We start from the raw sequence: 25567 nt of genomic DNA, 5'->3' as shown, positions 1-25567 counted from the left end.
GGGCGACGGCATAAAGGGGCTTTCCGGCTTGAGAGGGCGGCATGGACGGCGCGATGACGGCGATTCAGAAATTCATGAAGAAGGACACGTCGGGCGGCATCGTGCTGATGGTCGCGGCAGTTCTGGCCATGATCGCGAACAACACCGTGCTCGCGCCCTGGTATTCCGGCTTCCTGAACGCCCCGGTCTCGCTCCAGCTCGGCGATCTCGTCATCGCGAAGACGGCGGTGCTCTGGATCAATGACGGCCTGATGGCGATCTTCTTCTTCCTTGTCGGGCTGGAGATCAAGCGCGAGGTGATGGAGGGCGAGCTTTCCTCCCTCAGCAAGGCGTCGCTGCCCGTCCTCGCCGCGATCGGCGGCATGATCGGCCCCGCCCTCGTCTATATCTCGCTGACCGCCTCGGACCCGACCGCCTTCAACGGCTGGGCGATTCCGGCGGCGACGGACATCGCCTTCGCGCTCGGCATCCTCGCCCTTGTCGGCGCGCGGGCGCCGACCTCGCTCAAGGTCTTCCTCCTCGCGCTGGCGATCATCGACGATCTCGGGGCCATCATCATCATCGCGTTCTTCTACACCGCGAATCTCTCGACCGGCGCGCTCGGCCTCGCCGTCGCCGGGCTTGCGCTCGCCATGCTGCTCTCCCGCATGGGGGTGAAGAGCCTCGCGCCCTACGTCATCATCGGCGCGTTCATGTGGGTCTGCGTGCTGAAATCCGGCGTCCACGCCACGCTCGCCGGCGTCGCCATCGCGCTCTGCGTGCCGCTCAACGTGAAATCGGGGGGGAGCCCGCTCAGGCGGGCGGAGCATGGGCTCCACTACTGGGTCGCCTTCGCGATCCTTCCGCTCTTCGCCTTCGCGAACGCCGGCGTCTCGCTGAAGGGGATGACGGTGGCGCAGCTGCTCGCCCCGGTGCCGATCGGCATCGCGGCGGGGCTCTTCTTCGGCAAGCAGATCGGCGTGATGCTGACGACGCTCGCCGCGGTCAAGACAAGGGTCGGAGCCTTGCCCAAGGGCGCCAGCTGGAAACAGATGTATGGCGTCGCCTGCCTCACCGGCGTCGGCTTCACCATGTCGCTCTTCATCGGCGGCCTCGCCTTCGACTCGCCGGAGCGGATGAACGAGGTGCGGCTCGGCGTGCTGATGGGCTCGATCGCCTCCGGCGTCTTCGGCTACACGCTGCTGATGATGGCCGGCGGGCGGCGAAAGGCGACGCAGCCGGCGGGGTGATGCGCGTGGGAAGGCGGCCTTACGCCGCCGCCTTCTCCCCGTCCACCAGCGCCACGATGTCGAACATGATGCGGTTGAGGTCGAAATCCTTCGGGGTGTAGACTTTCGCCACCCCCATCTGCCGCAAGGCCGCCGCATCCGCATCCGGGATGATCCCGCCGACGACGACGGGGACGGAGAGCCCCGCCTCCCGCAGCCGCCCCATCACGTCCTGGATCAGCGGCAGATGCGAGCCGGAGAGGATGGAGAGGCCGATCACATGCGCCCCCTCCTCCCGCGCCTGCGCCACGATCTCCTCCGGCGTCAGGCGGATGCCCTCATAGGTCACGTCCATGCCCGCGTCGCGGGCGCGCACGGCGATCTGCTCCGCGCCGTTCGAATGCCCGTCGAGCCCCGGCTTGCCGACGACGAACTTGAGCGTCCGGCCGAGCCGCGCGCTCGCCGCCGCCACGGCCTCGCGCACCTCGTCGAGCCCCTCGGCGGCGTTGGAGACGGCCTTGCCGACGCCGGTGGGCGCCCGGTACTCGCCGAACTCGGCGCGCATGGCGAGGCCCCATTCGCCCGTCGTCACCCCCGCCTTCGCGCAGGCGATGGAGGGCGGCATGATGTTCCGCCCCTCTCGCGCCGCGGCGCGGAGACCGGCGAGCGCCGCCTGCGCCGCCGCCTCGTCCCGGCCTTCGCGCCAGGCCTTCAGCCGCCCGATCTGCTCCGCCTCCACCGCGGGGTCGACCGTCATGATCCCGCCCTCGTTGGCGGTGAGCGGGCTTTCCTCCCCGTTCTGGAAGCGGTTGACGCCGACGACCGTGGTCTCCCCCCGCTCGATCCGGCCGAGCCGGGCGGTGTTCGCCTCCACCAGCGCGCCCTTCATGTAGCCGATGCAGGCGACGGCGCCGCCCATCCCGTCGATCGTCGCCAGCTCCTCCCGCGCCCCGGCCTTCAGCGCCTCGACCTTCGCGGCGACCGCGGGGTTGCCGTCGAAGAGATCGCCGAATTCCAAGAGGTCCGTCTCGTAGGCGAGGATCTGCTGCATCCGGAGCGACCATTGCTGGTCCCACGGCCGGGGCAGGCCCAGCGCCTCGTTCCAGGCCGGCAGCTGCACGGCGCGGGCGCGGGCGTTCTTCGAGAGCGTCACCGCGAGCATTTCGAGGAGGATGCGATAGACGTTGTTCTCCGGCTGCTGCTCCGTCAGCCCGAGGCTGTTGACCTGCACGCCATAGCGGAAGCGCCGGTACTCCTCCGCCTCGACGCCGTAGCGCTCCCGGCAGATCTCGTCCCAAAGCTCGGTGAAGGCGCGCATCTTGCACATCTCCGTCACGAAGCGGATGCCCGCATTGACGAAGAAGGAGATGCGGCCGACGACCTGCGGGAAATCCTCGTCCGAAACCGCCTTCCGCGCCTTCACCGTGTCGAGCACGGCGATGGCGGTGGCGAGCGCGAAGGCCAGCTCCTGCTCCGGCGTCGCCCCCGCCTCCTGCAGGTGGTAGGAGCAGACGTTCATCGGGTTCCATTTCGGCGCGTTCGAATAGGTCCAGGCCGCGATGTCGGAGATGAGACTGAGGCTCGGCTCCGGCGGGAACACATAGGTCCCGCGGGAGAGATATTCCTTGATGATGTCGTTCTGCACCGTGCCCGTGAGCTTCGAGACGTCCGCCCCCTGCTCCTCCGCCACGGCGACATAGAGCGCCAGCAGCCAGGCCGCGGTGGCGTTGATCGTCATCGACGTGTTCATCTTGTCGAGCGGAATCTCGTTGAAGAGCGTCCGCATGTCCCCGAGATGGGAGATCGGCACGCCGACCTTGCCGACCTCGCCGCGGGCGAGCACATGGTCGCTGTCATAGCCCGTCTGCGTCGGCAGGTCGAAGGCGACGGAAAGGCCCGTCTGCCCCTTGGCGAGGTTGCCGCGATAGAGCGCGTTGGACTTTTCCGCCGTCGAATGGCCGGCATAGGTGCGGAAGAGCCAGGGTCTGTCTTTCGTTCCGTCGGGCATCGCGGCCTCACGAGTCGGTCATGTTGCGTTGCGGCGAAAATACCTGCGCAAGATTATTTCGCAAGGGGGCGGCGTGCGGCGCCGAAAATGACCCGGCGCTTCACTCCTCGAACCCGATGAACCGCGTGAACGCCTCCACAGGGCGGCGGCGGGAGACGACGGCGTTGGCGGCGAAAGCCTCGTCCGGCCAGCCGAGCGCGACGCAGGTCAGGATCACCTCGTCCTCCGGAATCTCCGCCACCTCGCGCACGACCGGGCTCTGCATGATCCCCTGCCCGTTGATGACGGCGCCGAGCCCGCGCGCCCAGGCGGCGAGGACGAGGCCGAAGGTCATCGCCCCCGCATCGAAATGCGCGATCGTGTTGCCGAGGAGGGACCGGTCGAAGCAGACGACGATTGAAACCGGCGCGTCGAACTGGCGGAAGCCGCGCATCACCCAGTCCTGCCGCTTCTCCGCATCGTGCCGCTCGATCCCCATCGCCTCGAAGAGCTGCACCGCGATCTCGATCTGCCGCTTCCGGTGCTCGCCCTCATAGGCGGCGTAGTCCCCGATCTCCCGGCTCGGCGGGACGCCGGCGAGCATCCGCTCCGTGTTCCCCCGCCGCACCCGCTCCAGCGGCGCGCCGGTCAGCACATGGAGCCGCCAGGGCTGCGTGTTCATCGAGGACGGCGCGCGGTTGGCGAGCGCGACGATCTCCTCCAGCAGCGCGCGGGGCACCGGCCGGTCGGAAAAGCCGCGGATGGAGCGCCGCTCCCGCATCGCCTGATCGAGATTCATGTCGGTCTCCCTTTTCCGCCGGAGCCGCCGCATCGCCCGGCGGGGCGGAAATGTCGAGGGGCGCCGCTTGCCGCCCGGCCCGCTCCGCCGCATCCTCCGCCGATGGGCGCGACTGTCGAGATTCCCGTCTGGCTGCTCGCCCTCGGCGCGCTCGGCCTCGCCGTCGCCGTGCTGGACCGGCTCGTGGCGCCGACCTTCCGCTGGTATTTCCGCCGCCGGCTGGAGCGGGCGGTGGAGCGGCTCAACCGCAGCCTCTCGCTCCGCATCCAGCCCTTCCGCCTGATGCGCCGCGCCTTCCTGGTGGAGCGGCTGGGGCACGACCCGGAGGTGATGCGCGCGGTCGAGGCGCATGTGGCGGAGACGGGGATGCCGCGGGACATCGCGCACCGCCTCGTCGGCGAATATGCGCGGGAGATCGTACCCTCCTTCTCCGCCTTCATGTATTTCGGCGTCGGCGCGCGGCTCTGCCGCTGGGTGGCGGAGGCGCTCTACAAGGTGCGGCTCGGCGCCTTCGACCGCGCCGCGCTGGCGGAGATCGACCCGGAGGCGGCGGTCGTCTTCGTCATCAACCACCGCTCGAACGTGGATTACCTGCTCGTCACGCACCTCGCCTCGGGCGCCGCCTCGCTCTCCTACGCCGTCGGGGAATGGGCGCGGATCTGGCCGCTCTCCCGCGTCATCCGGAACATGGGCGCCTATTTCATCCGGCGGCGGGAGCGGGGCGCGCTCTATCGCACCGTCCTTCGCCGCTATGTGCAGATGGCGGTCGAGGGCGGGGTGACGCAGGCGGTGTTCCCCGAGGGCGGCCTGAGCCGCGACGGCGCGCAAGGGGAGCCGAAGCTCGGCATCCTTTCATACATCGTGGAGGCGAAGGCGGAGCGGGACGTGATCTTCGTCCCCGTCGGCGTCAACTATGACCGCGTGCTGGAGGACAGGCTGCTTCTCTCCGCCTACGGGCCGCATGGCGCGGGGCGGTTCAACGTAAAGCCCCGCGTCGCGCTCGGCTTTCTCCTCGGCTGGGCGTTCGGGCGGCTCACCGGGCGCGCCTCCCGCTTCGGCTACGCCGCGGTCGGCTTCGGCGCGCCGCTGCGGCTCGGCGGCTTCGCGGGCGGGCCGGAGGCGCTGGCAGCGGAGCTGATGCGGCGGATCGGGGCGGCGACGCCCGTGCTCCCCGTCGGGCTCGTCGCCGCCGCGCTGGAGGCCGGGGCGGCGGACAGGGCCGCCCTCGCCGCCGGAGCGGAGGCCCTCGCGCGACGGCTGGAGGATGCGGGCGCGCATTTCGTCATGCCGCAGGCCGGGCTTGCGGCGGCGGTCGAGGCCGGGCTGGCGCAGCTTCTGCTCCGCCGGGTCGTGGCGGAGGAGGGCGGGCGCCTCACGGTGCGGGACGCGCAACTCCTCGCCTTCTATGCGCGGAGCGCGGCGCTCCCGCGCTGAACCTGCTGCGCCGCACAATCCGGCTTGCGCTCAACGCTTGATAATGTAATTAGCCACATGATCGACGAAACGAACGAATCTTGCGCGGCGAATCGCGGCGCGGGCAAACAGGAGACAGGAATGGCCCTGGACGCGACGAAGGACCTCTACGACGTCGGCGAAATCCCGCCGCTCGGCCACATCCCCGAGAAGATGCACGCCTGGGCGATCCGGCGCGAGCGGCACGGGGAGCCCGACAAGTCCTTCCAGCTCGAAGTCGTGCCGACGCCGAAGCCCGGCGCGGACGAGGTGCTGGTGCTCGTGATGGCCGCCGGCGTCAACTACAACGGCGTCTGGGCGGGGCTCGGGCAGCCGATCTCCCCCTTCGACGTGCACGGCGCGGAATTCCACATCGCGGGCTCGGACGCCTCCGGCATCGTCTGGGCCGTGGGCGAGAAGGTGAAGCGCTGGAAGGTGGGCGACGAGGTCGTCATCCACTGCAACCAGGATGACGGCGACGACGAGGAGTGCAACGGCGGCGACCCGATGTTCTCCCCCACCCAGCGCATCTGGGGCTACGAGACGCCGGACGGCAGCTTCGCCCAGTTCACCTGCGTCCAGTCCCGCCAGCTCATGGAGCGGCCGAAGCACCTGACCTGGGAGGAGGCGGCCTGCTACACGCTGACCCTCGCCACCGCCTACCGGATGCTGTTCGGGCACCGCCCGCACATCCTGAAGCCGGGCGACAACGTGCTCGTCTGGGGCGCCTCGGGCGGGCTCGGCTCCTACGCGATCCAGCTCTGCAACACCGCGGGCGCGAACGCCATCGCCGTGATCTCGGACGAGGACAAGCGCGATTTCGTCATGGGCCTCGGCGCGAAGGGCGCGATCAACCGCAAGGATTTCAAGTGCTGGGGGGAGATGCCCCAGATCGGCACGCCCGAATACAAGACCTGGTTCGCCGAGGCGCGGAAATTCGGCGCCGCGATCTGGGCGATAACCGGCAAGGGCGTGAACGTCGACTACGTCTTCGAACATCCCGGCGAGGCGACCTTCCCCGTCTCCGTCTTCGTGGTGAAGCGGGGCGGCATGGTGGTGATCTGCGCCGGCACGACCGGCTTCAAGCTGACGATGGACGCCCGCTATCTCTGGATGCACCAGAAACGCGTGCAGGGCTCCCACTTCGCGAACCTGAAGCAGGCGAGCGCGGCGAACCGGCTGATGGTGGAGCGGCGGCTCGACCCCTGCATGTCCGAGGTCTTCGAGTGGCGGGACATTCCGGCGGCGCATATGAAGATGCTGCGGAACGAGCACAAGCCCGGCAACATGGCCGTGCTCGTCTCCTCCCCGCGCACCGGGCTCCGGACGGTGGAGGACGCGCGCGAGGCGGTCTGAGCCGCCGACATCGACAGGCCTCCGGCCGGTCCGCCCCGCGGATCGGCAGGCAGCGCGGGCGCGCTACCCCCGCACAGCCCGCTCCAGCGCCTCGCGAATGAGCCGCTGATAGGGAATCCCCCGCTCCGCCGCCCGCGCCTTCACCGCCTGGATCAGCTATTCCGGCAGGCGCATGTTGACCCGCGCTGTCTTCCGCTCGCCCTCCTAGGAGGGCGCGCGGAAGGCGGAGAAATCGAGGCCCGAAAGGTCCTGTTCGAGGAAGGCCTCGGCCTCCTCATCCGTCGTCATCACGGGCACGTCGCGCGGCTTCGTCATGGCGGGCGATCTCCCTCGCATGCATGTATCGCGCGCTGATCGGGCGCACCCGATCACATCGGCTACAGATGATGAAGTTTCAATGCCGTTTCAGTCAACACAGTAGAAAATCCAGAATAAGAGCTAGTGCTCTTTGTCCACCTCATATTTGCTCTCAGCAAGCGCCTTAACGCTTTCCAAGCGCAACCGCCTCCTTTCCCTAGATACATACCATTCCTCAAATAGAGTTTCGACTAGATCTATAAGTATCTGAGGCTCACCACTGTCAACTGAGACAACCTTGGAAATGTTCTTCTGCATATGGGCTCCGATATTTCCAATCTTTCTTACGTGGTCAATAGCGTCTATACTTTCTTCTGACACACCCCGCGGCGCATTTCCAGAGGCGACGGCATCTCGAAGTTTTTCTATTTCTTTATATAGCGTAACCTCAGAGATTCCGCAGAAATCTCGAATCATGCCTTGAATACACCGCCTCGCAAGAGTTGCTGATGCCTTCGGACTCAGGTCCTTTATTCTACAAGCCTCCTTGTAGTCCTCAACAATTGGACCCGGGATATAGTTCGGCTGTGGCTTTGCAGAGCTTTCGGGCATTAGGCGGGCCCTAGCGAAAATCTTGCTAAAGTCTGCGATGTATTTCCCGTTCTCCTTTGAATAAACTCTTCGAGCAATATAAACGGTAGAAGTCACTTGCTTGCAATCTGGATTAGAACAACATATGTGCTGCGACAATATGCCAATACTCCCAAGAGCGCTCTCTCCCACAGATATCTCAGAAAATATAGTGTCCTCCTTGCTGCTGGAAACTGTTTGAGCTCGATTGCAGAATTCGCATGTCCAATTAAACTCCGGCATAGATTGCCCCTACCGCGCGAACTTCTTGTACCGGATCCGCTTCGGCTCCACCGAATCCGGCCCGAGCCGGCGGATCTTGTCCGCCTCGTAATCCTGGAAGTTGCCCTCGAACCATTCCACATGGCTGTCGCCCTCGAAGGCGAGCATGTGGGTGCAGAGCCGGTCGAGGAACCAGCGGTCGTGCGAGATGATGACGGCGCAGCCGGAGAAGCGCTCCAGCGCGTCCTCCAGCGCCCGCAGCGTCTCCACGTCGAGGTCGTTGGTCGGCTCGTCGAGGAGGATGACGTTGCCGCCGCTCTTCAGCAGCTTCGCCATGTGCACCCGGTTCCGCTCGCCGCCCGAGAGGAGGCCGACGGGCTTCTGCTGGTCCCCGCCCTTGAAGTTGAAGGCGCCGCAATAGGCGCGGGAGGGCATTTCCGCCTGGCCGAGCTTGATGATGTCGAGCCCGTCCGAGATTTCCTCCCAGACCGTCTTCTTCGGGTCGAGCGCGTCGCGCGACTGGTCCACGTAGGAGAGCTTCACCGTCTCGCCGAAGGTGATGGCGCCCGCATCCGGCTGCTCCTGCCCCGTCATCATGCGGAAGAGCGTGGACTTGCCGGCGCCGTTCGGCCCGATGACGCCGACGATGCCGCCCGGCGGGAGCGAGAAGGAAAGGTCGGAGATCAGCAGGTTGTCGCCATAGCCCTTCGAGACGCCCTCGACCTCGATCACCTTGTTGCCGAGCCGCGGGCCGTGCGGGATGATGATCTGCGCGCTGCCGATCTGCTCGCGTTCGGACTGGCTGGCCATCTCGTTATAGGCCGCGATGCGCGCCTTGGATTTCGCCTGCCGCGCGCGGGCGGAGGCGCGAACCCATTCGAGCTCCTTCGCCATCGCCTTCTGCTTCGACTTGTCCTCCCGCGATTCCTGCTCCAGCCGCTTGGCCTTCTGCTCCATCCAGTTGGAATAATTGCCCTCGTAGGGCAGGCCCCGGCCGCGGTCGAGCTCCAGGATCCAGCTCGTGATGTCGTCGAGGAAATAGCGGTCATGGGTGACGATCAGGATCGTCCCCTTGTATTCGATCAGGTGCTTCTGGAGCCAGGCGATGGTCTCGGCGTCGAGATGGTTGGTCGGCTCGTCGAGGAGCAGCATCTCCGGCGCTTCGAGGAGAAGCTTGCAGAGCGCGACGCGCCGCCGCTCGCCGCCCGAGAGATTCGTCACCGCCGCATCGTCGGGCGGGCAGCGCAGCGCCTCCATCGCGACGTCCACCTGGCTGTCGAGATCCCAGAGATTGGCGGCGTCGATCTCGTCCTGCAGCTGCGCCATCTCGTCCGCCGTCTCGTCCGAATAGTTCATGGCGAGTTCGTTGTAGCGGTCGAGGATCGCGACCTTCGCGGCGACGCCCTCCATGACGTTCTCGCGGACCGTCTTGTCCTCGGAAAGCTTCGGCTCCTGCGGCAGATAGCCGACGCGCACGCCCTCCGCCGCCCAGGCCTCGCCGGAGAAATCCTTGTCGATGCCGGCCATGATCCGCATCAGCGTGGACTTGCCCGCGCCGTTGACGCCGACGACGCCGATCTTCACGCCGGGAAGGAAGTTCAGCCGGATGTTCTCGAAGCATTTCTTGCCGCCCGGATAGGCCTTCGAGACGCCATCCATGTGATAGACATACTGATAGCTGGCCATGACCGCGCTCCGCCTGACATTCCCGGGGTTCCGGGCGCGGAGTTACCGGAAGCGGGGCCCCGGCGCAATCGCGGCCGCGACGCAGCTCTCCCCGAGGCGGAGGAGACGGGCGGAAATCGCGGCGGCGGCGTGCTCGTCCTCCGTCTTCGCCAGATCGGCGGCGACGCGGGCGAGGGACGGGAGGCCGAGCCGCCGGGCGATCGCCGCGAGGTCGCCTGCGGTGCGGCGCACGGCGGGGAAGCGCCCGCCGGCCGTCAGCGCCTCGATCCGCGCCAGCCGCTCGATCGCCTCGAAGATCAGGTCCTCATAGGCTTCGAGGTCCGACGCGGCCTCGACCGGCTCGCGCCGGGGCGAGAACTGCACGACCGCTTTCGCCGAATCCCGCATGATCGAGGCTCCTTTCGGCGAACTTTCTCCAATATTGGGGTTAACCGAGCGTGAAGCCCGAAATCGCCGCGGTAGGCGCCCCGCCGCCGCAGACGATCCCCCGCCGGTTCGTCTCGACCGGCGCGAGATAGCGCGCTGCCGCCGGGTCCGCCCCGTCCAGCGCGCCGAGCGCGACGAGGAGGCCCGTGAGCGCGCATTCCGCCGCCGCGCCGTTCCCGTCATCGATCTTGAGCGCGAGGCCGAGCCCCCGTTCCGGCCAGATCGCGATGAACGCGCCCTCCGCCCCGGTCTTGACCATCAGCCGCCCCTTCGCGGCGCGCATGATGTCGGTGCAGGCCCGCCCCTCCCCCGCCACCTCGAACGGATGGAGCGCCATCGCCTCGCGGAGCCGGATCGCGGCCGCGCGCCGCGCGCCCGAAAGCGCCGTCTCCGCCGCCGCCACGCGCGCCGCCGCCCGCGCGAGCCCTTCGAGCGAGAGCGCGAAATTGGGGGCCGCGCAGCCGTCCACCGCGAAGTCGGAAACCTCCTCCCCCGCCATCTCCGCCGTCGCCAGCGCCACCGCGCGCTGCACCGGATGGTCGGGGAGGACATAGCCCTCCGTCGCCGCGCCCGTGTGCTTCGCGCAGCAGAGGAAGCCCGAATGCTTGCCCGAACAGTTGTTGTGGAGCTGGGAGGGCGCCTCGCCCGCGCGGATCATCCGCTCCCGCGTCTCCCGGTCCCCGGGCTCCTGCGGCCCGCATTCGAGATCGGCCTCCGAAAGCCCGATGGAGCCCAGCCATTCCGCCGCGAGCGCCGCATGCGCGTCCGAGCCCTGGTGCGAGGCGCCGGCGAGCGCGAGATGCCGGGGCGTGAGCCCCGCCGCGTCCGCCGCCCCCGATTCGACCAGCGGCAGCGCCTGCAATATCTTGCAGGAGGAGCGGGGCAGCATCCGCGCCTTCGCGTCCCCGAGCGCGGCGACGAGCGGCGCGCCCGCCGCCCGCCCGTCCACCACCGCGACCCGGCCATGATGCACCCGCTCGACGAAGCCGGCGCGGCTTCGGGTGGCGAGCGCCGGGTTCACCTCATTCATCGAACATCTCCCTCGCGAACGCCGCGCCGAGCGCGGCGCGCAGCCTCTCCCCGGCCAGCCGGAGCCGGGATTTCACCGTGCCGAGCGGCAGGCCGAGCCGCGCCGCGATCTCGGGATGGCTGAGCCCGACGAAAAAGGCCAGCCGCACCACATCCCTCTGCGGCTCCGAAAGCGCCGCGACGGCGGCGGCGAGCGCCGCATCCCGCTCCCGCTCCGCGATCTCCGCGGCGGCGGAGCGCGGCGGCTCCGGCCGGAAGAGCGGGTCCTCCGGGTCGGGCTCCGGCCGGCGCGCGCGGCGGATCATGTCGATCCGCCGGTTCCGCGCGATGGCGAAGATCCAGGCCGAGGCCGGCGCCCGCGCCGGGTCGAAGCTCCCCGCCTTGCGCCAGACGGCGAGCATCGCCTCCTGCGCCGCCTCGTCCGCCTCCTCCGGCCGCGCCCCCGCCTTCACCAGCGCGCCCCTTATCTTCCCGGCATAGCGACGAAAGAGCGCGGCGAAGGCGTCCCGGTCGCGCATCTCGGCGATCCGCCGGATCAGGGCGGCGTCATCCGGCTCCGCGTCGCCGGCGGCGTCGGTCGTTCCTGTCACGCTCGCCTTGTCCCGATCCTTGCGCTGGGCTGCGCCGCATCGTCGCCGGAGGGTGGCGCCGAGGGGCGATTTCGTCATAGTATCCGCATCGGCATGACGGAAAAAAGAGGCGCTGAGGCCTCATGCGGCATTGCGGCGGAGAGCGGACATGACGAGGTCAAGGGAATTGGCGCGGAGAGGCGCCCTGCGCGGGATGGTTGCGGCGATCTGCCTCGCCGCCACAATGGGCGGCGCGGCCGCCCAGTCGGTGAGCGAGAGCGTCGGCGCGAAGCGGGACTGGAGCATCTTCAAGGAGGGCGCGGCGGCGGACCGGCAATGCTGGATCGTCTCGCAGCCCGTCTCCTCCCGCGCGCTCCGTTCGGGCAAGCCGGTCTCGGTCAACCGGGGGGACATCTTCCTCATGGTGGCGATCCGGCCCGGCGCGAACGTGAAGAACGAGGTTTCCATGCTGCCGGGCTACCCGTTCAGGTCGGGGAGTTCGGTGGAGGTCAAGATCGGGTCGGACCGGTTCGAGATGTTCACCTCCGGCGAAGGCGCCTGGGCCGACAGCGCCGAGAGCGACGAGCGCCTCGTCTCCGCCATGCGCCGCGGCGCGACGGCGGAGGTGACGGGCGTCTCCACCCGCGGCACGACGACGGTGGACACGTTCTCGCTCTCGGGCTTCACCGCGGCGCTGGAGGAGGCGCGCGCGCTCTGCAAGTGAGCGGCGCGGCGGAGAGGATGGCGATGGACACGGCCCCGAAGGTTCAGGAGGCGCTCGCGCCCGAAGCGCGCGTCCTGCCCCGCCTCGTCGCGAAGGAGGCGAAGCCCAACCTCGTCGGCATGAGCCGGGAGGCGATGCGCGCCGCGCTGATCGGGGCGGGGGCCGACCCGAAACAGGCCAACATGCGCGTCCGGCAGCTCTGGTCCTGGCTCTACCAGAAGGGCGTCTCGGACCCGGAGGCGATGACGGACCTCGCCAAGCCCTTCCGCGCCTTCCTCGCAGAACATTTCCGCATCGCGCGGCCGGAAATCGTGGAGCGCCAGGTCTCGAATGACGGGACGCGGAAATACCTCCTCCGGATCGACGGCGGGCACGAGGTCGAGGCGGTCTACATCCCGGAGGAGGATCGCGGCACGCTCTGCATCTCCTCCCAGGTCGGCTGCACGCTCACCTGCTCCTTCTGCCATACCGGCACGCAGACGCTGGTGCGGAACCTGACGGCGGCGGAGATCGTCGGCCAGATCCTCGTGGCGCGGGACGATCTCGGCGAATGGGCGAGCGCGGGAAAGCCGCTCGGCGAGAAGCGCCTCGTCTCCAACCTCGTCCTCATGGGCATGGGCGAGCCGCTCTACAATTTCGATCAGGTGCGGGACGCGATGAAGATCGCGATGGACCATGAGGGCCTCTCCCTCTCCCGCCGCCGCATCACGCTCTCTACTTCGGGCGTCGTGCCGGAGATCGTGCGGGCGGGGGAGGAGATCGGCTGCATGCTCGCCATCTCCTTTCACGCGACGACGGACGAGGTGCGGGACAGGCTGGTGCCGATCAACCGCAAATGGAACATCAAGTCCCTGCTGGACGCCTGCCGCGCCTGGCCGCGGCTTTCCAATGCGGAGCGGATCACCTTCGAATACGTCATGCTGAAGGGCGTGAACGATTCGGATGCGGATGCGAAGCGGCTCGTGAAGCTGATCGCCGGCATCCCGGCCAAGATCAACCTCATCCCCTTCAACCCCTGGCCCGGCGCGCCCTATGAGCGGTCGGACTGGGCGCGCATCGAGGCCTTCGCGGAGATCGTGAACCGCGCCGGCTACGCCTCCCCCGTCCGCACCCCGCGGGGGGAGGACATCATGGCGGCCTGCGGGCAGCTGAAATCCGCGACGGAGCGGGTGCGGAAGGCGCGCGTGAAGGCGGAGGCGGGCGGGGCGTAAGGTCCGGACTCGACAGTCTCGCGGCGGCCTGCGACCGTGAAGGCCGCTTAGCGTCTGCTGAGGTCAGCATGTTCAAGACGACGAAACGGCTCGCGCTGGCCGCCGCCCTGCTGGCGCCCGTCACCGCGCCGGCGGAACCCTCCTGCATCTCGGACGCCATCATCGTCTTCGACGGCTCCGCCTCGATGTCCGAACCGGCGCCGGGGACCGAGGGCGAACCCCGGATCGTTGCGGCGCGCGAGGCGATGCGCCGCGCGATGCCGGAGATCGCCGCCTGGCGCCGCCTCGGCCTCGTGACCTACGGGCCGCAAGGGCACCCCAAGAGCTGCGACAGCGTCGATCTGCGCTTCCCGCCGGTCCACGACGCCGCGCCGCGGATCATCGGCGAGGTCGAGGCGCTCCGGCCCGACGGCGACACGCCGCTCACCTCGGCGGTGCGCCGCGCCGCCGATGCGCTGGACTACACGGCCAGGCCGGGCGTCGTCGTGCTGGTGACTGACGGGCGGGAGACATGCGGCGGCTCGCCCTGCGCGCTCGGCGCCGAACTCGCCGCGAAGGGCGCCGGCCTCATAGTGCATGTGATCGGCTTCCAGCTTCAGCCGGACCTTGAGGGCCACCCCCTCTTCCGGCCGGACAACAGCGTCCACAAGGCCGATTGCATGGCCGAGAAGACCGGCGGGCTGGTCGTGACGACCGAGACGGTCGAGGAACTGGTCGAGGCGCTGCGGGAGACGCTGGCCTGCCCGGTGGTGAGCCTGCTGGACTAGGCCGGCCAGCGCCCGAACAGCGCGCCAAGGGCCGCGGTCTCCCTCGGGTGGCCGCCGCGAAGCGAGTGGTTGCAGCGGTTTGTGGCGTCAAGAACTCTGACGGTTGAGCGTCTTGAAGGGTCGCGATGCGGCCTCCCGGCGGGAGGGAGGCCGCGGCCCGTTCTCGTCGCACGGGCCGACGGTCGCAGGGGAAGCGCGGCGCCCCCGCCCGGCCGGATCGGGCGACCGCTTTAATCCCACAAGAATCTCAGCCGCCGCGCCCCGCCCGGCGCGGCCGCGCCGGGGCCGACGAGCTCGGCGCCCAGCCGCGTCTCCCATGTGCCGACGAGATGGGCCGGGGCCGTCGTGACGATCGTCACCGCGTCCGCCGCGCCGCCATCGACCGAGGCCGGGTCGATCTCGATTGCGATAACGTCGCCCCGCCGCGCCAGCCCCCTGAGCGCGGAAAGCGCCCGCCGCCGCGCCGCCTCGCCGAGATGCGGCGCGATGACCCCGCCCTCCGAGAGGAAGTCCTCCAGCGGCAATCCGGGCGGCGCCGCGCCCTCCCGCCGCGCCTCGCGCAGCCGGAAGAGGAGGAAGGCGGCGCCGAAGACGAGGAGGATGGAGAGCGCCGGCGCGAAAGCCGCGAGGCCGGGGCCGAGCAGCGGCTCGACGAACCGGGTGAGGCCGAAGGCCGCCGCCATCAACACGATGCCGACCGCGAGATAGGGCGCCGCGAAGCGCGCGCCCGATGGCCCGGGGAGCGGCCGCCCGCCGCTCCGTTCCCCCCGGTCCTTCCGCATCATGGCGCGCTTCCTTCCGTTGCCGCGGTCAGCCTAGCGCGATCCGGCGCCGCCGTCACGACGGGCGCGGGTCGAAAGCGGCCGAGGCTCCGTCATCTCGTGCGCCCGGATGAAAGCGGCGGGGGCGAAAAAATTTCGAAATTTTCGATATCCATTTATTTTCAGTCAGATAACCCCCCTGCTCACTGTGCGCACACGGGCGGGCGCGCGCGCCTCATGCCGCCCTGAGCGCCGCGAGGTCCAGCCGCCTTGTGACCATCGCGAGCCGCCCCTGCCCGTCCCGCGGCCATTCCGCCTCCGGCCGGTCGAAGTAGAGCTCCACCCCGTTCCCCTCCGGATCGTCGAGATAGAGCGCCTCGGAGACGCCGTGGTCGGAGGCGCCGGTCAGCGGCCAGCCCGCCGCGTCGAGCCGGCGCAGCGCGTCGCCGAGCGCGGCGCGGTCGGGATAGAGGATCGCGGTGTGATAGAGCCCCGTCGTCCCCTCCGGCGGCCGCTTGCCGCCCTTCGACTCCCAGGTGTTCATCCCGATCGCATGGTGATAGCGCCCGTCCGAGAGGAAGGCCGCCTCGTCCCCGTAGCGCTGCATGACCGAAAGGCCGAGCACGCCGGAATAGAAGCCGAGCATCCGGTCGAGGTCCGCCACCTTGAGGTGGACATGCCCGATCCGCGTGCCGGGGGCGACGGGGTTCGGGGCGGTCTGAAGCGGGATCATGGCGGGCGTCTCCTCTGTCACTCCCCCGACATATCGCCCGCCACGGCGCGCCGATAAAGCGCCCTGTCCGGCCAAGACCGTCTCCGCCGCGGCGCCAATGCGCCGCGCTTGACCGGAGGCCCTTTCCCCCGCATATCGCCGCGCATGACCGACCTTTCCCGCATCCGGAACTTCTCCATCGTCGCCCATATCGACCACGGGAAATCCACCCTGGCCGACCGGCTGATCCAGCTCACGGGAACGGTCGCGGACCGGGAGATGAAGGAGCAGATGCTCGACTCGATGGATATCGAGCGCGAGCGCGGCATCACCATCAAGGCGCAGACGGTCCGGCTCGACTACAAGGGGAAGGACGGGAAGGATTACGTCCTCAACCTCATCGACACGCCCGGACACGTCGACTTCGCCTACGAGGTCTCCCGCTCCATGCGCGCGGTGGAGGGCTCGCTCCTCGTGGTGGACGCGAGCCAGGGGGTGGAGGCGCAGACCCTCGCCAATGTCTACCAGGCGATCGACGCGAACCACGAGATCGTGCCCGTCCTCAACAAGATCGACCTCCCCGCGGCGGAGCCGGACCGGGTGAGGGAGCAGATCGAGGACGTGATCGGGATCGACGCTTCCGAGGCCGTGCTGATCTCCGCCAAGACCGGGCTCGGCATCGCGGACGTTCTCGAAGCCATCGTCACCCGCCTCCCCGCCCCGAAGGGGGAGCGGGAGGCGCCGCTCAAGGCGATGCTGGTGGACAGCTGGTATGACAGCTATCTCGGCGTCGTCGTCCTCGTCCGCATCATCGACGGCGTGCTGAAGAAGGGCGACCGCATCCGCATGATCGGCACGGGCGGAACCTACCCCGTGGAGCGGATCGGCGTCTTCCGCCCGGGCATGACCCCGGCGGGCGAGCTCGGGCCCGGCGAGCTCGGCTTCCTCACCGCCTCGATCAAGCAGGTTCGGGACACGCGGGTGGGCGACACGATCACCCATGAGAAGAAGCCCTGCGACAAGCCCCTGCCCGGCTTCAAACCCTCCCAGCCCGTCGTCTTCTGCGGCCTCTTCCCGGTGGACACGGCCGAGTTCGAGGACCTGCGCGACGCCATAGACAAGCTGGCGCTCAACGACGCCTCCTTCTCCCACGAGATGGAGACGAGCGCCGCGCTCGGCTTCGGCTTCCGCTGCGGCTTCCTCGGCCTCCTGCATCTCGAGGTGATCCGGGACAGGCTGGAGCGGGAATACGGCATCGACCTCATCACCACCGCCCCCTCCGTCATCTACCAGGTCTACAAGACGGACGGCACGGTGATGGAGCTCCACAACCCCGCCGACATGCCGGAGGCGGTGCGGGTGGACCATATCGAGGAGCCGCGGATCAAGGCGACGATCCTCGTGCCGGACGACTATCTCGGCGACGTGCTGAAGCTCTGCCAGGACCGGCGGGGCATCCAGATGGACCTCACCTATGCCGGCTCCCGCGCCATGGTGGTCTATGACCTGCCGCTGAACGAGGTGGTGTTCGACTTCTACGACCGGCTGAAGAGCGTCACCAAGGGCTACGCCAGCTTCGACTACCAGATGATCGGCTACCGGACGGACCATCTCGTGAAGATGCAGATCCTCGTCAACGACGAGCCGGTGGACGCCCTCTCCACCATGGTCCACCGCGACCGGGCGGAGATGCGCGGGCGGGTCATGTGCGAGAAGCTGAAGGAGCTGATCCCCCAGCACATGTTCAAGGTGCCGATCCAGGCGGCCATCGGCGGCCGGATCATCGCCCGCGAAACGATCTCCGCCCTCCGCAAGGACGTGACGGCCAAGTGCTATGGCGGGGACGTGACGCGCAAGCGCAAGCTCCTCGACAAGCAGAAGGCCGGCAAGAAGAAGATGCGCCAGTTCGGCAAGGTGGACATCCCTCAGGAGGCCTTCATCAACGCCCTGAAGATGGACGGGTGAGGGGAAAGCCGTGTGTGTGCGCACAGTGCGCAGGGGGGTTATGTGGTTGATTTTGTTTTATTACTGAAAATAGCACGAAAATTGCATGTGTGAGCCCGGCCCGTCCCGGCCCCGAGCCGGGACCCCGAGGGTCGAAGCGCCGCCGGAGCCGTTGCGCGCGACGCAGAGCATGCGTTTACAGAGCAAGCTTTTTGGACAGCACTGAAGATGCCCCATGGAGAATCTCACGCAGGGCTATGTTTATTTTGTATTTTTTTGTATTGGCCATCCATAAATTTTTGATCGATATTGACCTTAAGGTCAACCTTCCCTCAGGGCGAAACAATAACGCTGTGTTGAAATTTTTGATCTAATTCACCAAACCTAATGACTAAGGGATTCGCCGAGGAGAAAGCATGAATTCATCACCACCGGGATGGGGAGACGATGAGCTCACGCGTTTCTTTGAAATTTGTCGCGAAAATCAACTCGCGACCTTCCACAATAAAATCGAATCCAAAAGGGCAATCCAGATTGATCAGCTCTTTGAAAAGATATTCAGTAAATGGATCAATCCAAGGCCAAGTCTACCAGTTCTATTTTTTGTTCGCGCAGTCTCTGCATTTCGTGCGTCTAGTCAACTTGTATTTTCAGGCCAAATACCTGAGGCGTTCGCTCTCTTGAGACTCTGCCTTGAATGGTCCGGATATGCATCTTTGATTGCATCAGATCCCAAACTGTTTGAAGTATGGATCTCTCGTGAGGATAACAAAAAAGCAAAAAGAGTGTTCCGGGACACCTTTAAGTTCGGTGCAATGCGTGAATCAATTCGGAAGCGCGATATCGTTGATGCGAGGGTGTTCGAGGAGCTTATAGAACGAACGATTGGCTTTGGTGCGCACCCAATGCCAATTTCGACATTTAATCTGATTGAAATTGAGGGATTGGACAATGGAGACACGTCGATAAATTCGATGCAAATAATTGGCGATGGCGCTACTCTGGACTATTCGCTAAAAACACTGTCTCAGGTTGGAATATGTACTCACTATATATTTATGGGTATATATCGCGCGCGCTATGAGCTTCTAGGAGTGCGCTACGACTTGATAGAACTTCGCAAGGGTCTTTAGATTGCAACAGTCTTCAGGAAATCGCTGTGCCACGGAGTGTAACCGCCCTCACATCCCCTTGTAAACTTCCCCCCGCGAGGCCATCGCCAGAACCAGCACCACCAGCGGCCCGTCCTCGATCTCGTAGACGATCCGCCAGTCCCCGACCCGCACCCGCCCGCCGCCGCACCGTCAACCCTTCCCCGCCGCCCCCGCGCAACCCTGCCCTGCGCCCCGCGCTCTGGCGCTCCGGAGCCCTACGCGCTACCTGCAAGGCATGCGCCGCTTCTTCTCCTCCCTCGTCGCGCCCTTTTCCGAGGCCGCCGGCGCGCCGCCCCAGAAGTTCGGGCCCTTCGTCCGCTGGCTGCTGACGGGCGCCTGGCGGGCGATCATCTGGGCGGGGCTGGCGGGCGCGCTCGTGGGCGTGCTGGAGAGCCTCGGCGCGCTTCTCATCGGCGTGGTGATCGACCGGGCGCTGGCTTCGGACCGGGAGGCATGGCTGGCGGCGGAATGGCCGATGCTGCTCTTCGCCGCCTTCTTCTTCATCGTCCTCCGCCCCGCGGCGATGACGCTCTCGGCCGCGCTCAACTCCGTCACGCTCGGGCCCAACCTCTTCCCGCAGATCGTGACGCGGCTGAACCGGCACACGCTCGGCCAGGCGCTGAAATTCTTCGATGACGATTTCGCGGGCCGCATCGCGCAGAAGCAGATCCAGACGGGCACGGCGGTGACCGAGGTGATGCTGGAGATGACGAACTCCATGGCCTTCGCCCTCGCCACCGTCATCGGCGCGATGCTGGTGCTGGCGCAGGTGAATCTCTGGCTCGTCCTCCTCCTCGGGCTCTGGCTCGTCGGCTATGTCTTCCTGATCCGCTGGTATCTGCCGCGCATCCGGCTTCGCGCGCGGGCGCGGGCGGAGGCGCGGGCCCAGGTGACGGGGCGGATCGTCGACACGCTCTCCAACATGGCGGTGGTCAAGCTCTTCGCCCGGTCCGGGCGGGAGGAGACGGGGGCGGAAGATGCGCTCGCCTCGTTCCGGGAGAAGGCGCTGGATTTCGGCGTGCTCTCCGCCGGCTTCCGCGGCTGGCTGATGCTGCTGGCGGGGACGCTGCCGGTGATCCTCGTCGGCGCCGCGCTCTGGCTCTGGCAGGGGGGTGCGGCGAGCGCGGGGGACATCGCCATCGCCGGCATGCTCTCGACCCGGATCGCGCAGATGTCCGGCTGGATCAGCTTCACCGCCATGGTGATCTTCGCCAATCTCGGCGAGGCGGAGGACGGGATGAAGACCCTCTCGCCCCCGCACCGGATCAGGGACCCGGAGGCGCCGAAGCCGCTGGCGCGCGCGCGGGGGGATATCCGCTTCGAGGACGTGACGATGGCCTATGGCCGGGGCGACAGGGGCGGCGGGCTCGACCGGTTCTCGCTCCATGTGCGGCCGGGGGAGAAGGTGGCGCTCGTCGGCCGCTCCGGCGCGGGGAAGACCACCGCGCTCTCCCTCCTCCTCCGGCTCTATGACGTGGAGGGCGGGCGCGTGACCCTGGACGGGATCGACGTGCGCGACCTCCGGCAGGAGGATCTCAGGCGGCAGATCGCCATGGTCCGGCAGGAGACGGCGATGTTCAACCGCCCGGCGGCGGAGAACATCCTCTATGGCCGCCCCGACGCGACCGAGGCGGAGATGATCGCCGCCGCGCGGGAGGCGGAGGCGCACGAGTTCATCCTGAAGCTGGAGGACAATGCGGGCCGCCGCGGATACGCCGCGCATCTCGGCGAGCGGGGGGTGAAGCTCTCCGGCGGGCAGCGGCAGCGCGTGGCGCTCGCCCGCGCGATCCTGAAGGACGCTCCGGTGCTGGCGCTGGACGAGGCGACCTCCGCGCTCGATTCGGAGGTGGAGGCGGCCATTCAGGAAAGCCTCGACCGATTGATGGAGGGCCGCACCGTCATCGCCATCGCGCACCGGCTCTCCACCATCGCGCGGATGGACCGGATCGTGGTGCTGGAGGGCGGGCGCGTGGCGGAGGAGGGGACGCATGGCCAGCTCCTCGCCCGCGGCGGGCTCTACGCCGGGTTCTGGGACCGGCAATCGGGCGGCTTCATCGGGCTCGAGGCGGCGGAGTGAAAAAAAGCCCCGCCTTTGCGGGGCGGGGCCAGTGCGTCGCCGGACAGGGACAGCCTTCGGGCGACAGGGAACTTCGGGCCGCCCCCGGGGGGGGCGGAAATCGGTCAGTCCGCGTAGTGCGGGGTCGCGGCCTCGGCGGCGACGCGGCGCATCCGGGCTGCGAGGCTTTCGAGCTCCGCCGCGCAAGCGCCGAGGAACGGCGTCGTCTCCGGCAGCGCGGCGGCGTTGCGCCGGGCGCGGGCGAGGGCCGCTTCCGTCTCCTCGCAGCTTCGCCCCGCCTCGTCGATGCGGCGGCGCAATTCGGCCAGCCGGGCGCGGGTGGCGTTGTCGAGCATGAGCTCCTCCTCTACAAGATAGGGTATCGGGCAGGTGTGTGACAACGATATGTTCGGTTTGTGAAGAATCGGTTTCGATTCGCAAACGCGCGCGGGAGGGCCGGTGAATGGACGTTCACCCCACGATCGAACGGATGCAGGCGGTCGTCGCCTCGGGAGACCATGAGGCGATCGCGGCGCTGCTCGCGCCCGATGTCCGCTTCCTGCCGCCGACCTACTGGGCGGTCTGGGAGGGGCGGGAGGCGGTGGCGGCCGTTCTCGGCCATGTCGGGCATGTGTTCGAGGCGTTCCGCTACCGGCGGGTGATGGGCGCGGGGGCGGACTGGGCGCTGGAATTCCAGTGCCGGGTCGGCGATCTCGACGCGGTGGGCGTGGACCTTGTCACGCTCGGGCCGGACGGGTTGATCGCGACCTTCGAAGTGGCGATGCGACCGCTGAAATCCGTCGCCGCCCTGCGGGAAGCGATGAACGCCCGCGTCTCGACCGACCCGCGCTTCATGAATTTCCGGCCGAAATCCGCCTGAAGGGTGCGACGAGAGGGCGCCTGCGACCTTCCGCTCTGCGCTGGACGCGGCGTTCACCGCGCGCTAATTGCCTTGGCGATAAGCAAAGGGCGCGCCAGGCGGCGCGCGGTGCGCCGTGTTCCGCCTCCCACGCCCAGAAACGCCGGATGAGACGGCCTGGAAAAGGATGGTAGCCTTGTCAGAAGCCACCGGAACCCGCCGCGACTTTCTTTATGTCGCGACAGCCGCCGCAGGCGCGGTCGGCGTCGGAGCCGCGGTCTGGCCCCTCGTGGACCAGATGAACCCCAGCGCGGACGTGCGCGCGCTCGCCTCAATCGAAGTTGACGTTTCGGGCGTCGAGCCCGGAACGCAGATCACCGTCAAGTGGCTCGGCAAGCCGGTCTTCATCCGTCGGCGGACGGAAGAGGAGATCGAGGCCGCGCGGGCGACCGCGGTCTCCGAGCTTCCGGACCAGGGCGCCGAGAACGCAAATCGCGAAGGCGCCGACGCGTCGGACGAGAACCGGACGCTTGACGAGGCGGGCGAATGGCTCGTGATGATGGGCGTCTGCACCCATCTCGGCTGCGTGCCGCTCGGCGACGCCGGCGATTTCGGCGGCTGGTTCTGCCCCTGCCACGGCTCCCACTATGACACCGCCGGCCGCATCCGCCGGGGCCCGGCCCCGAAGAACCTTCCCGTTCCCGTCGCGTCCTTCGTGGATGACGGCCTGATCCGGCTCGGCTGAGGAGACAAGAGATGAGTGGCATCCCTCATGAGCATTACGAGCCGAAGAGCGGGTTTGCGAAGTGGCTGGAAAGCCGCCTCCCCATCCTCGGCCTGATGCATTCGACGCTGACGATCCCCACCCCGAAGAACCTCAACTGGATGTGGATCTGGGGCATCGTCCTCACCTTCTTCCTCGCCCTGCAGATCATCACCGGCATCGCGCTCGTGATGCATTACACGCCGGACGCGGACCTCGCCTTCGCCTCGGTCGAGCACATCATGCGCGACGTGAACGGCGGCTGGCTGCTGCGCTACCTGCATCAGAACGGCGCCTCGATGTTCTTCATCGCGGTCTATTTCCACATCTTCCGCGGCCTCTACTACGGAAGCTACAAGGCCCCGCGCGAAATCACCTGGATCATCGGCATCCTGATCTACGTCGCCATGATGGCGACGGCGTTCATGGGCTACGTCCTGCCCTGGGGCCAGATGTCCTTCTGGGGCGCGACCGTGATCACGGGCCTCTTCGGCGCGTTCCCGCTGGTCGGCGAGCCGATCCAGACCTGGCTGCTCGGCGGCCCGGCGGTGGACAACGCCACGCTCACGCGCTTCTTCTCGCTGCACTACCTCCTGCCCTTCGTGATCGCCGGGCTCGTGATCGTCCACATCTGGGCGTTCCACTCGACCGGCAACAACAACCCGACGGGCGTCGAGGTGCGGCGCGATTCCATCGATATCGTGAAGAAGGACACGGTGCCCTTCTGGCCCTACTACGTGATCAAGGACCTGCTCGCGCTCGTCCTCTTCCTGATCTTCTTCGCCGTGATGGTCTTCTTCATGCCGAACTTCCTCGGCCATCCGGACAACTACATCGAGGCGAACGCGCTGGTGACGCCGGCCCATATCGTGCCGGAATGGTACTTCCTGCCCTTCTACGCGATCCTCCGCGCGATCACCTTCGACATTCTCTTCATCGACGCGAAGCTCGGCGGCGTGCTGCTGATGTTCGGCTCGATCGCGGTCATGGCCCTTGCGCCCTGGCTCGACACCAGCCGCGTCCGCTCGGGCCGCTACCGGCCGATGTTCCGCTGGGCCTTCCTCGTCTTCGTCATCAACTTCTTCGTGCTGATGTGGGCGGGCGGCATGCCGGCGGAGGGCATCGTTCCGCTGGTCTCCCTGCTCGGCACGATCTACTGGTTCGCCTACTTCCTCGTGATCCTGCCGGTGCTCGGCATCACGGAGAAGCCGCTGCCGCAGCCGACGACGATCGAGGCGGATTTCGACGCGCATTACCCGCCGACGGCAGGCGGCGCCCCCGCCGGCGCCCAGCCCACGCCGGCGGAATGAGAGAGGACAGAACCATGAAGACCAAACTTCTCCTCTCCGCCGCGCTCGTCGCCCCGCTCGCCTTCGCGGCGCCCGCCTTCGCGGCGGGCAAGGCGGGACATGTCGAGGATGTCGATTTCAGCTTCGAAGGCCCGTTCGGCTCCTTCGACCAGGGCCAGCTGCAGCGCGGCTTCCAGGTCTGGTACGAAGTCTGCTCCGCCTGCCATGGCATCAAGTATGTCTCGATCAGGAGCATGGCGGCGGAGACGGGGCCGGCCTTTCCCGAGGCGCAGCTGAGGGCCATCGCCGAGAATTTCGAGGTGATCGACGAGGAAGGCGAGCCGGGCGACTTCCGCACCGCGAAGACGTCCGACAACTTCCCCGCGAACAACGGCGCGGGCGCGCCCGATCTCAGCCTGATGGCCAAGGCGCGGGCGGGCTTTCACGGCCCCTACGGCCTCGGCATCAACCAGCTGACGAAGGGCATCGGCGGGCCGGAATACATCTACTCCCTCCTCACCGGCTATACCGGCGAGGAGAAGGAGGAGGCCGGCACGATCCTCTATGAGAACACCGCCTTTTCCGGCGGCTATATCTCCATGGGGCCGCCGTTCTTCGAGGGGATCATCGAGTATCAGGACGGGACCGAGGCGACGATCGAGCAGATGTCGGAAGACGTCTCCGCCTTCCTGATGTGGGCGGCCGAACCGAAGATGACCGAGCGAAAGCAGGCCGGCTTCCGCAATATCGGCTTCCTGGTGCTGCTCTTCGTCCTGCTCTACCTCACGAACAAGAAGCTCTGGGCGCCGATCAAGCGCAAGGAATTCTGACGGACAGGCCCCCCGGGCCGTCGATCTTCGAGCCCCGCCGGAGCGATCCGGCGGGGCTCTTCATTTGCGCTCTCCGCTCCGTCGGCGCATGATCGGCCCAGGCGAGGGAGGGAGCGATGCGGAAAATCCAGGTCCAGGGCGTCCACCACATCACGCTGACCGGCGCGGACAGGCAGACCTCCATCGACTTCTGGGAAGGCGTGCTCGGCATGCCGTTCCTCTTCGAGCAGCCCAATCTCGACGATCCGGAGGAGGGGCATCTCTATTTCGATCCCGGCGACGGGCGGCTCATCACGATCTTCACGAACGAGGCGCGAAAACCCGCGGGGCGAAAAGTTCCGGAAGCGCCCGGCGCCGTGCACCACATCGCCTTCGCCGTCAGCCGCTCCGTCTTCGAACAGGCTGAGGCGCGGCTCGAGGCGCGGGGCGTGGCCCATTCCGGGCGGAAGGACCGGGGCTTCATGGATTCGCTCTATTTCCGCGATCCGCTCGGCCTCCTGATCGAACTCGCCTGCTATCGCTTCGCGCCGCCCGCCGGCGCAACCCATGCGGAGGTTCTGATGGAGGCGCACCGGCTCCGCCTCGCGCGGGGAGAGCGCGCCATCGCGGACGCCCATCTCGCCGATGCGATCGAGCTCATCGTCGCCCGCCGCAACGAGTCCCTCTCCGCGGACCGCGAAGCCCGGAATCCATGGAACAATTCAATGACATGAAGTCAGCAGAACAATTTACTCGAAGTTCGGTCGCCTTTTTTATTTACGATTTCTGAATTCACGAACTCTTAAATTTTCAGGGTTCGTCAATTTACATGAATTAAGTTCTGGCGAAGAAGGATG

The 25567-nt window shown here is 67.3% G+C and carries 26 protein-coding genes; 14 read left to right on the top strand and 12 right to left on the bottom strand.

Annotated features, from left to right (window positions below; all coding sequences use genetic code 11):
- Positions 1-41 precede the first annotated feature (41 nt).
- Positions 42-1229 (top strand): Na+/H+ antiporter NhaA, encoded by a 1188-nt coding sequence (gene nhaA, locus ACE37J_RS12830; RefSeq protein WP_409711650.1) that lies wholly within the window; start codon positions 42-44, stop codon positions 1227-1229.
- Positions 1230-1248: 19 nt separating this feature from the next.
- On the opposite strand, the gene ACE37J_RS12825 is transcribed toward nhaA, so the two are convergent.
- Complete coding sequence (locus ACE37J_RS12825) at positions 1249-3216, bottom strand: methylmalonyl-CoA mutase family protein (protein WP_409711649.1); 1968 nt, start codon at positions 3214-3216, stop codon at positions 1249-1251.
- Between the two features lie 100 nt (positions 3217-3316).
- Positions 3317-3994, bottom strand: coding sequence for a nitroreductase (locus ACE37J_RS12820; protein WP_409711648.1), 678 nt, complete (start codon positions 3992-3994; stop codon positions 3317-3319).
- 102 nt (positions 3995-4096) lie between these two features.
- Between ACE37J_RS12820 and ACE37J_RS12815 the strand changes: the two genes are divergently transcribed.
- Both ACE37J_RS12815 and ccrA read left to right on the top strand, forming a co-directional pair.
- On the top strand, positions 4097-5428 hold the full coding sequence (locus ACE37J_RS12815) for a 1-acyl-sn-glycerol-3-phosphate acyltransferase (RefSeq protein WP_409711647.1): 1332 nt from the start codon (positions 4097-4099) through the stop codon (positions 5426-5428).
- A 120-nt stretch (positions 5429-5548) separates the two neighbouring features.
- Entirely contained in the window at positions 5549-6802 is a 1254-nt protein-coding gene (gene ccrA, locus ACE37J_RS12810) for a crotonyl-CoA carboxylase/reductase (RefSeq protein WP_409711646.1), read from the top strand.
- Positions 6803-6865: 63 nt separating this feature from the next.
- Here ccrA and ACE37J_RS12805 read toward each other — a convergent pair whose 3' ends face one another.
- The 6 genes from ACE37J_RS12805 to ACE37J_RS12780 all read right to left on the bottom strand — a co-directional run bounded on the left by ACE37J_RS12805 (position 6866) and on the right by ACE37J_RS12780 (position 11682).
- Complete coding sequence (locus ACE37J_RS12805) at positions 6866-6946, bottom strand: hypothetical protein (RefSeq protein ID WP_409711791.1); 81 nt, start codon at positions 6944-6946, stop codon at positions 6866-6868.
- Positions 6947-7240: 294 nt separating this feature from the next.
- Positions 7241-7807 (bottom strand): DUF4145 domain-containing protein, encoded by a 567-nt coding sequence (locus tag ACE37J_RS12800; RefSeq protein WP_409711645.1) that lies wholly within the window; start codon positions 7805-7807, stop codon positions 7241-7243.
- A gap of 174 nt (positions 7808-7981) precedes the next feature.
- Positions 7982-9637 carry an energy-dependent translational throttle protein EttA gene (ettA, locus tag ACE37J_RS12795; RefSeq protein ID WP_409711644.1) on the bottom strand — a complete coding sequence of 552 codons (1656 nt, stop codon included), beginning with the start codon at positions 9635-9637 and terminating at the stop codon, positions 7982-7984.
- A 42-nt stretch (positions 9638-9679) separates the two neighbouring features.
- Entirely contained in the window at positions 9680-10024 is a 345-nt protein-coding gene (locus ACE37J_RS12790; protein ID WP_409711643.1) for a hypothetical protein, read from the bottom strand.
- Positions 10025-10064: 40 nt separating this feature from the next.
- Positions 10065-11093 carry an asparaginase gene (locus ACE37J_RS12785; RefSeq protein WP_409711642.1) on the bottom strand — a complete coding sequence of 343 codons (1029 nt, stop codon included), beginning with the start codon at positions 11091-11093 and terminating at the stop codon, positions 10065-10067.
- Positions 11086-11682 (bottom strand): sigma-70 family RNA polymerase sigma factor, encoded by a 597-nt coding sequence (locus tag ACE37J_RS12780; RefSeq protein ID WP_409711641.1) that lies wholly within the window; start codon positions 11680-11682, stop codon positions 11086-11088. Before ACE37J_RS12780 ends, ACE37J_RS12785 begins: the two co-directional genes overlap by 8 nt.
- Before the next feature lie 148 nt (positions 11683-11830).
- Here ACE37J_RS12780 and ACE37J_RS12775 point away from each other — a divergent pair, with 148 nt between their 5' ends.
- The 3 genes from ACE37J_RS12775 (at position 11831) to ACE37J_RS12765 (ending at position 14363) form a co-directional block, all read left to right on the top strand.
- On the top strand, positions 11831-12385 hold the full coding sequence (locus ACE37J_RS12775) for an invasion associated locus B family protein (protein ID WP_409711640.1): 555 nt from the start codon (positions 11831-11833) through the stop codon (positions 12383-12385).
- 23 nt (positions 12386-12408) lie between these two features.
- Positions 12409-13596 carry a 23S rRNA (adenine(2503)-C(2))-methyltransferase RlmN gene (rlmN, locus tag ACE37J_RS12770; RefSeq protein WP_409711790.1) on the top strand — a complete coding sequence of 396 codons (1188 nt, stop codon included), beginning with the start codon at positions 12409-12411 and terminating at the stop codon, positions 13594-13596.
- A 68-nt stretch (positions 13597-13664) separates the two neighbouring features.
- Positions 13665-14363 carry a vWA domain-containing protein gene (locus ACE37J_RS12765; RefSeq protein ID WP_409711639.1) on the top strand — a complete coding sequence of 233 codons (699 nt, stop codon included), beginning with the start codon at positions 13665-13667 and terminating at the stop codon, positions 14361-14363.
- A gap of 230 nt (positions 14364-14593) precedes the next feature.
- On the opposite strand, the gene ACE37J_RS12760 is transcribed toward ACE37J_RS12765, so the two are convergent.
- Together ACE37J_RS12760 and ACE37J_RS12755 are read right to left on the bottom strand one after the other, a co-directional pair.
- Positions 14594-15148: a hypothetical protein gene (locus ACE37J_RS12760; protein ID WP_409711638.1), complete on the bottom strand. Its 555-nt coding sequence runs from the start codon at positions 15146-15148 to the stop codon at positions 14594-14596.
- 211 nt (positions 15149-15359) lie between these two features.
- Complete coding sequence (locus ACE37J_RS12755; RefSeq protein ID WP_409711637.1) at positions 15360-15857, bottom strand: VOC family protein; 498 nt, start codon at positions 15855-15857, stop codon at positions 15360-15362.
- Positions 15858-16001: 144 nt separating this feature from the next.
- Between ACE37J_RS12755 and lepA the strand changes: the two genes are divergently transcribed.
- Together lepA and ACE37J_RS12745 are read left to right on the top strand one after the other, a co-directional pair.
- On the top strand, positions 16002-17801 hold the full coding sequence (lepA, locus tag ACE37J_RS12750; protein ID WP_409711636.1) for a translation elongation factor 4: 1800 nt from the start codon (positions 16002-16004) through the stop codon (positions 17799-17801).
- Positions 17802-18196: 395 nt separating this feature from the next.
- Positions 18197-18913, top strand: a complete 717-nt coding sequence (locus ACE37J_RS12745) for a hypothetical protein (protein WP_409711635.1) — start codon at positions 18197-18199, stop codon at positions 18911-18913.
- A gap of 48 nt (positions 18914-18961) precedes the next feature.
- On the opposite strand, the gene ACE37J_RS12740 is transcribed toward ACE37J_RS12745, so the two are convergent.
- Positions 18962-19066, bottom strand: coding sequence for a type II toxin-antitoxin system RelE family toxin (locus ACE37J_RS12740; protein WP_409711634.1), 105 nt, complete (start codon positions 19064-19066; stop codon positions 18962-18964).
- 103 nt (positions 19067-19169) lie between these two features.
- Between ACE37J_RS12740 and ACE37J_RS12735 the strand changes: the two genes are divergently transcribed.
- Positions 19170-21011 (top strand): ABC transporter ATP-binding protein, encoded by a 1842-nt coding sequence (locus tag ACE37J_RS12735; protein WP_409711633.1) that lies wholly within the window; start codon positions 19170-19172, stop codon positions 21009-21011.
- A gap of 104 nt (positions 21012-21115) precedes the next feature.
- Here ACE37J_RS12735 and ACE37J_RS12730 read toward each other — a convergent pair whose 3' ends face one another.
- Positions 21116-21346 carry a hypothetical protein gene (locus ACE37J_RS12730; protein ID WP_409711632.1) on the bottom strand — a complete coding sequence of 77 codons (231 nt, stop codon included), beginning with the start codon at positions 21344-21346 and terminating at the stop codon, positions 21116-21118.
- Positions 21347-21453: 107 nt separating this feature from the next.
- Between ACE37J_RS12730 and ACE37J_RS12725 the strand changes: the two genes are divergently transcribed.
- The 5 genes from ACE37J_RS12725 to ACE37J_RS12705 all read left to right on the top strand — a co-directional run bounded on the left by ACE37J_RS12725 (position 21454) and on the right by ACE37J_RS12705 (position 25444).
- Positions 21454-21870, top strand: coding sequence for a nuclear transport factor 2 family protein (locus ACE37J_RS12725; RefSeq protein ID WP_409711631.1), 417 nt, complete (start codon positions 21454-21456; stop codon positions 21868-21870).
- Between the two features lie 175 nt (positions 21871-22045).
- Positions 22046-22594, top strand: a complete 549-nt coding sequence (petA, locus tag ACE37J_RS12720; RefSeq protein ID WP_409711630.1) for a ubiquinol-cytochrome c reductase iron-sulfur subunit — start codon at positions 22046-22048, stop codon at positions 22592-22594.
- An 11-nt stretch (positions 22595-22605) separates the two neighbouring features.
- Complete coding sequence (locus tag ACE37J_RS12715; RefSeq protein WP_409711629.1) at positions 22606-23922, top strand: cytochrome b; 1317 nt, start codon at positions 22606-22608, stop codon at positions 23920-23922.
- A 14-nt stretch (positions 23923-23936) separates the two neighbouring features.
- Positions 23937-24731 carry a cytochrome c1 gene (locus tag ACE37J_RS12710; protein ID WP_409711628.1) on the top strand — a complete coding sequence of 265 codons (795 nt, stop codon included), beginning with the start codon at positions 23937-23939 and terminating at the stop codon, positions 24729-24731.
- A gap of 116 nt (positions 24732-24847) precedes the next feature.
- Positions 24848-25444, top strand: a complete 597-nt coding sequence (locus ACE37J_RS12705) for a VOC family protein (RefSeq protein WP_409711627.1) — start codon at positions 24848-24850, stop codon at positions 25442-25444.
- The last annotated feature ends 123 nt before the right edge of the window (positions 25445-25567 follow it).

The organism is Pikeienuella sp. (assembly GCF_046290545.1).
Taxonomy (GTDB): Bacteria; Pseudomonadota; Alphaproteobacteria; order Rhodobacterales; family Rhodobacteraceae; genus Pikeienuella.
This window is presented reverse-complemented; position numbering and strand designations above follow the sequence as displayed.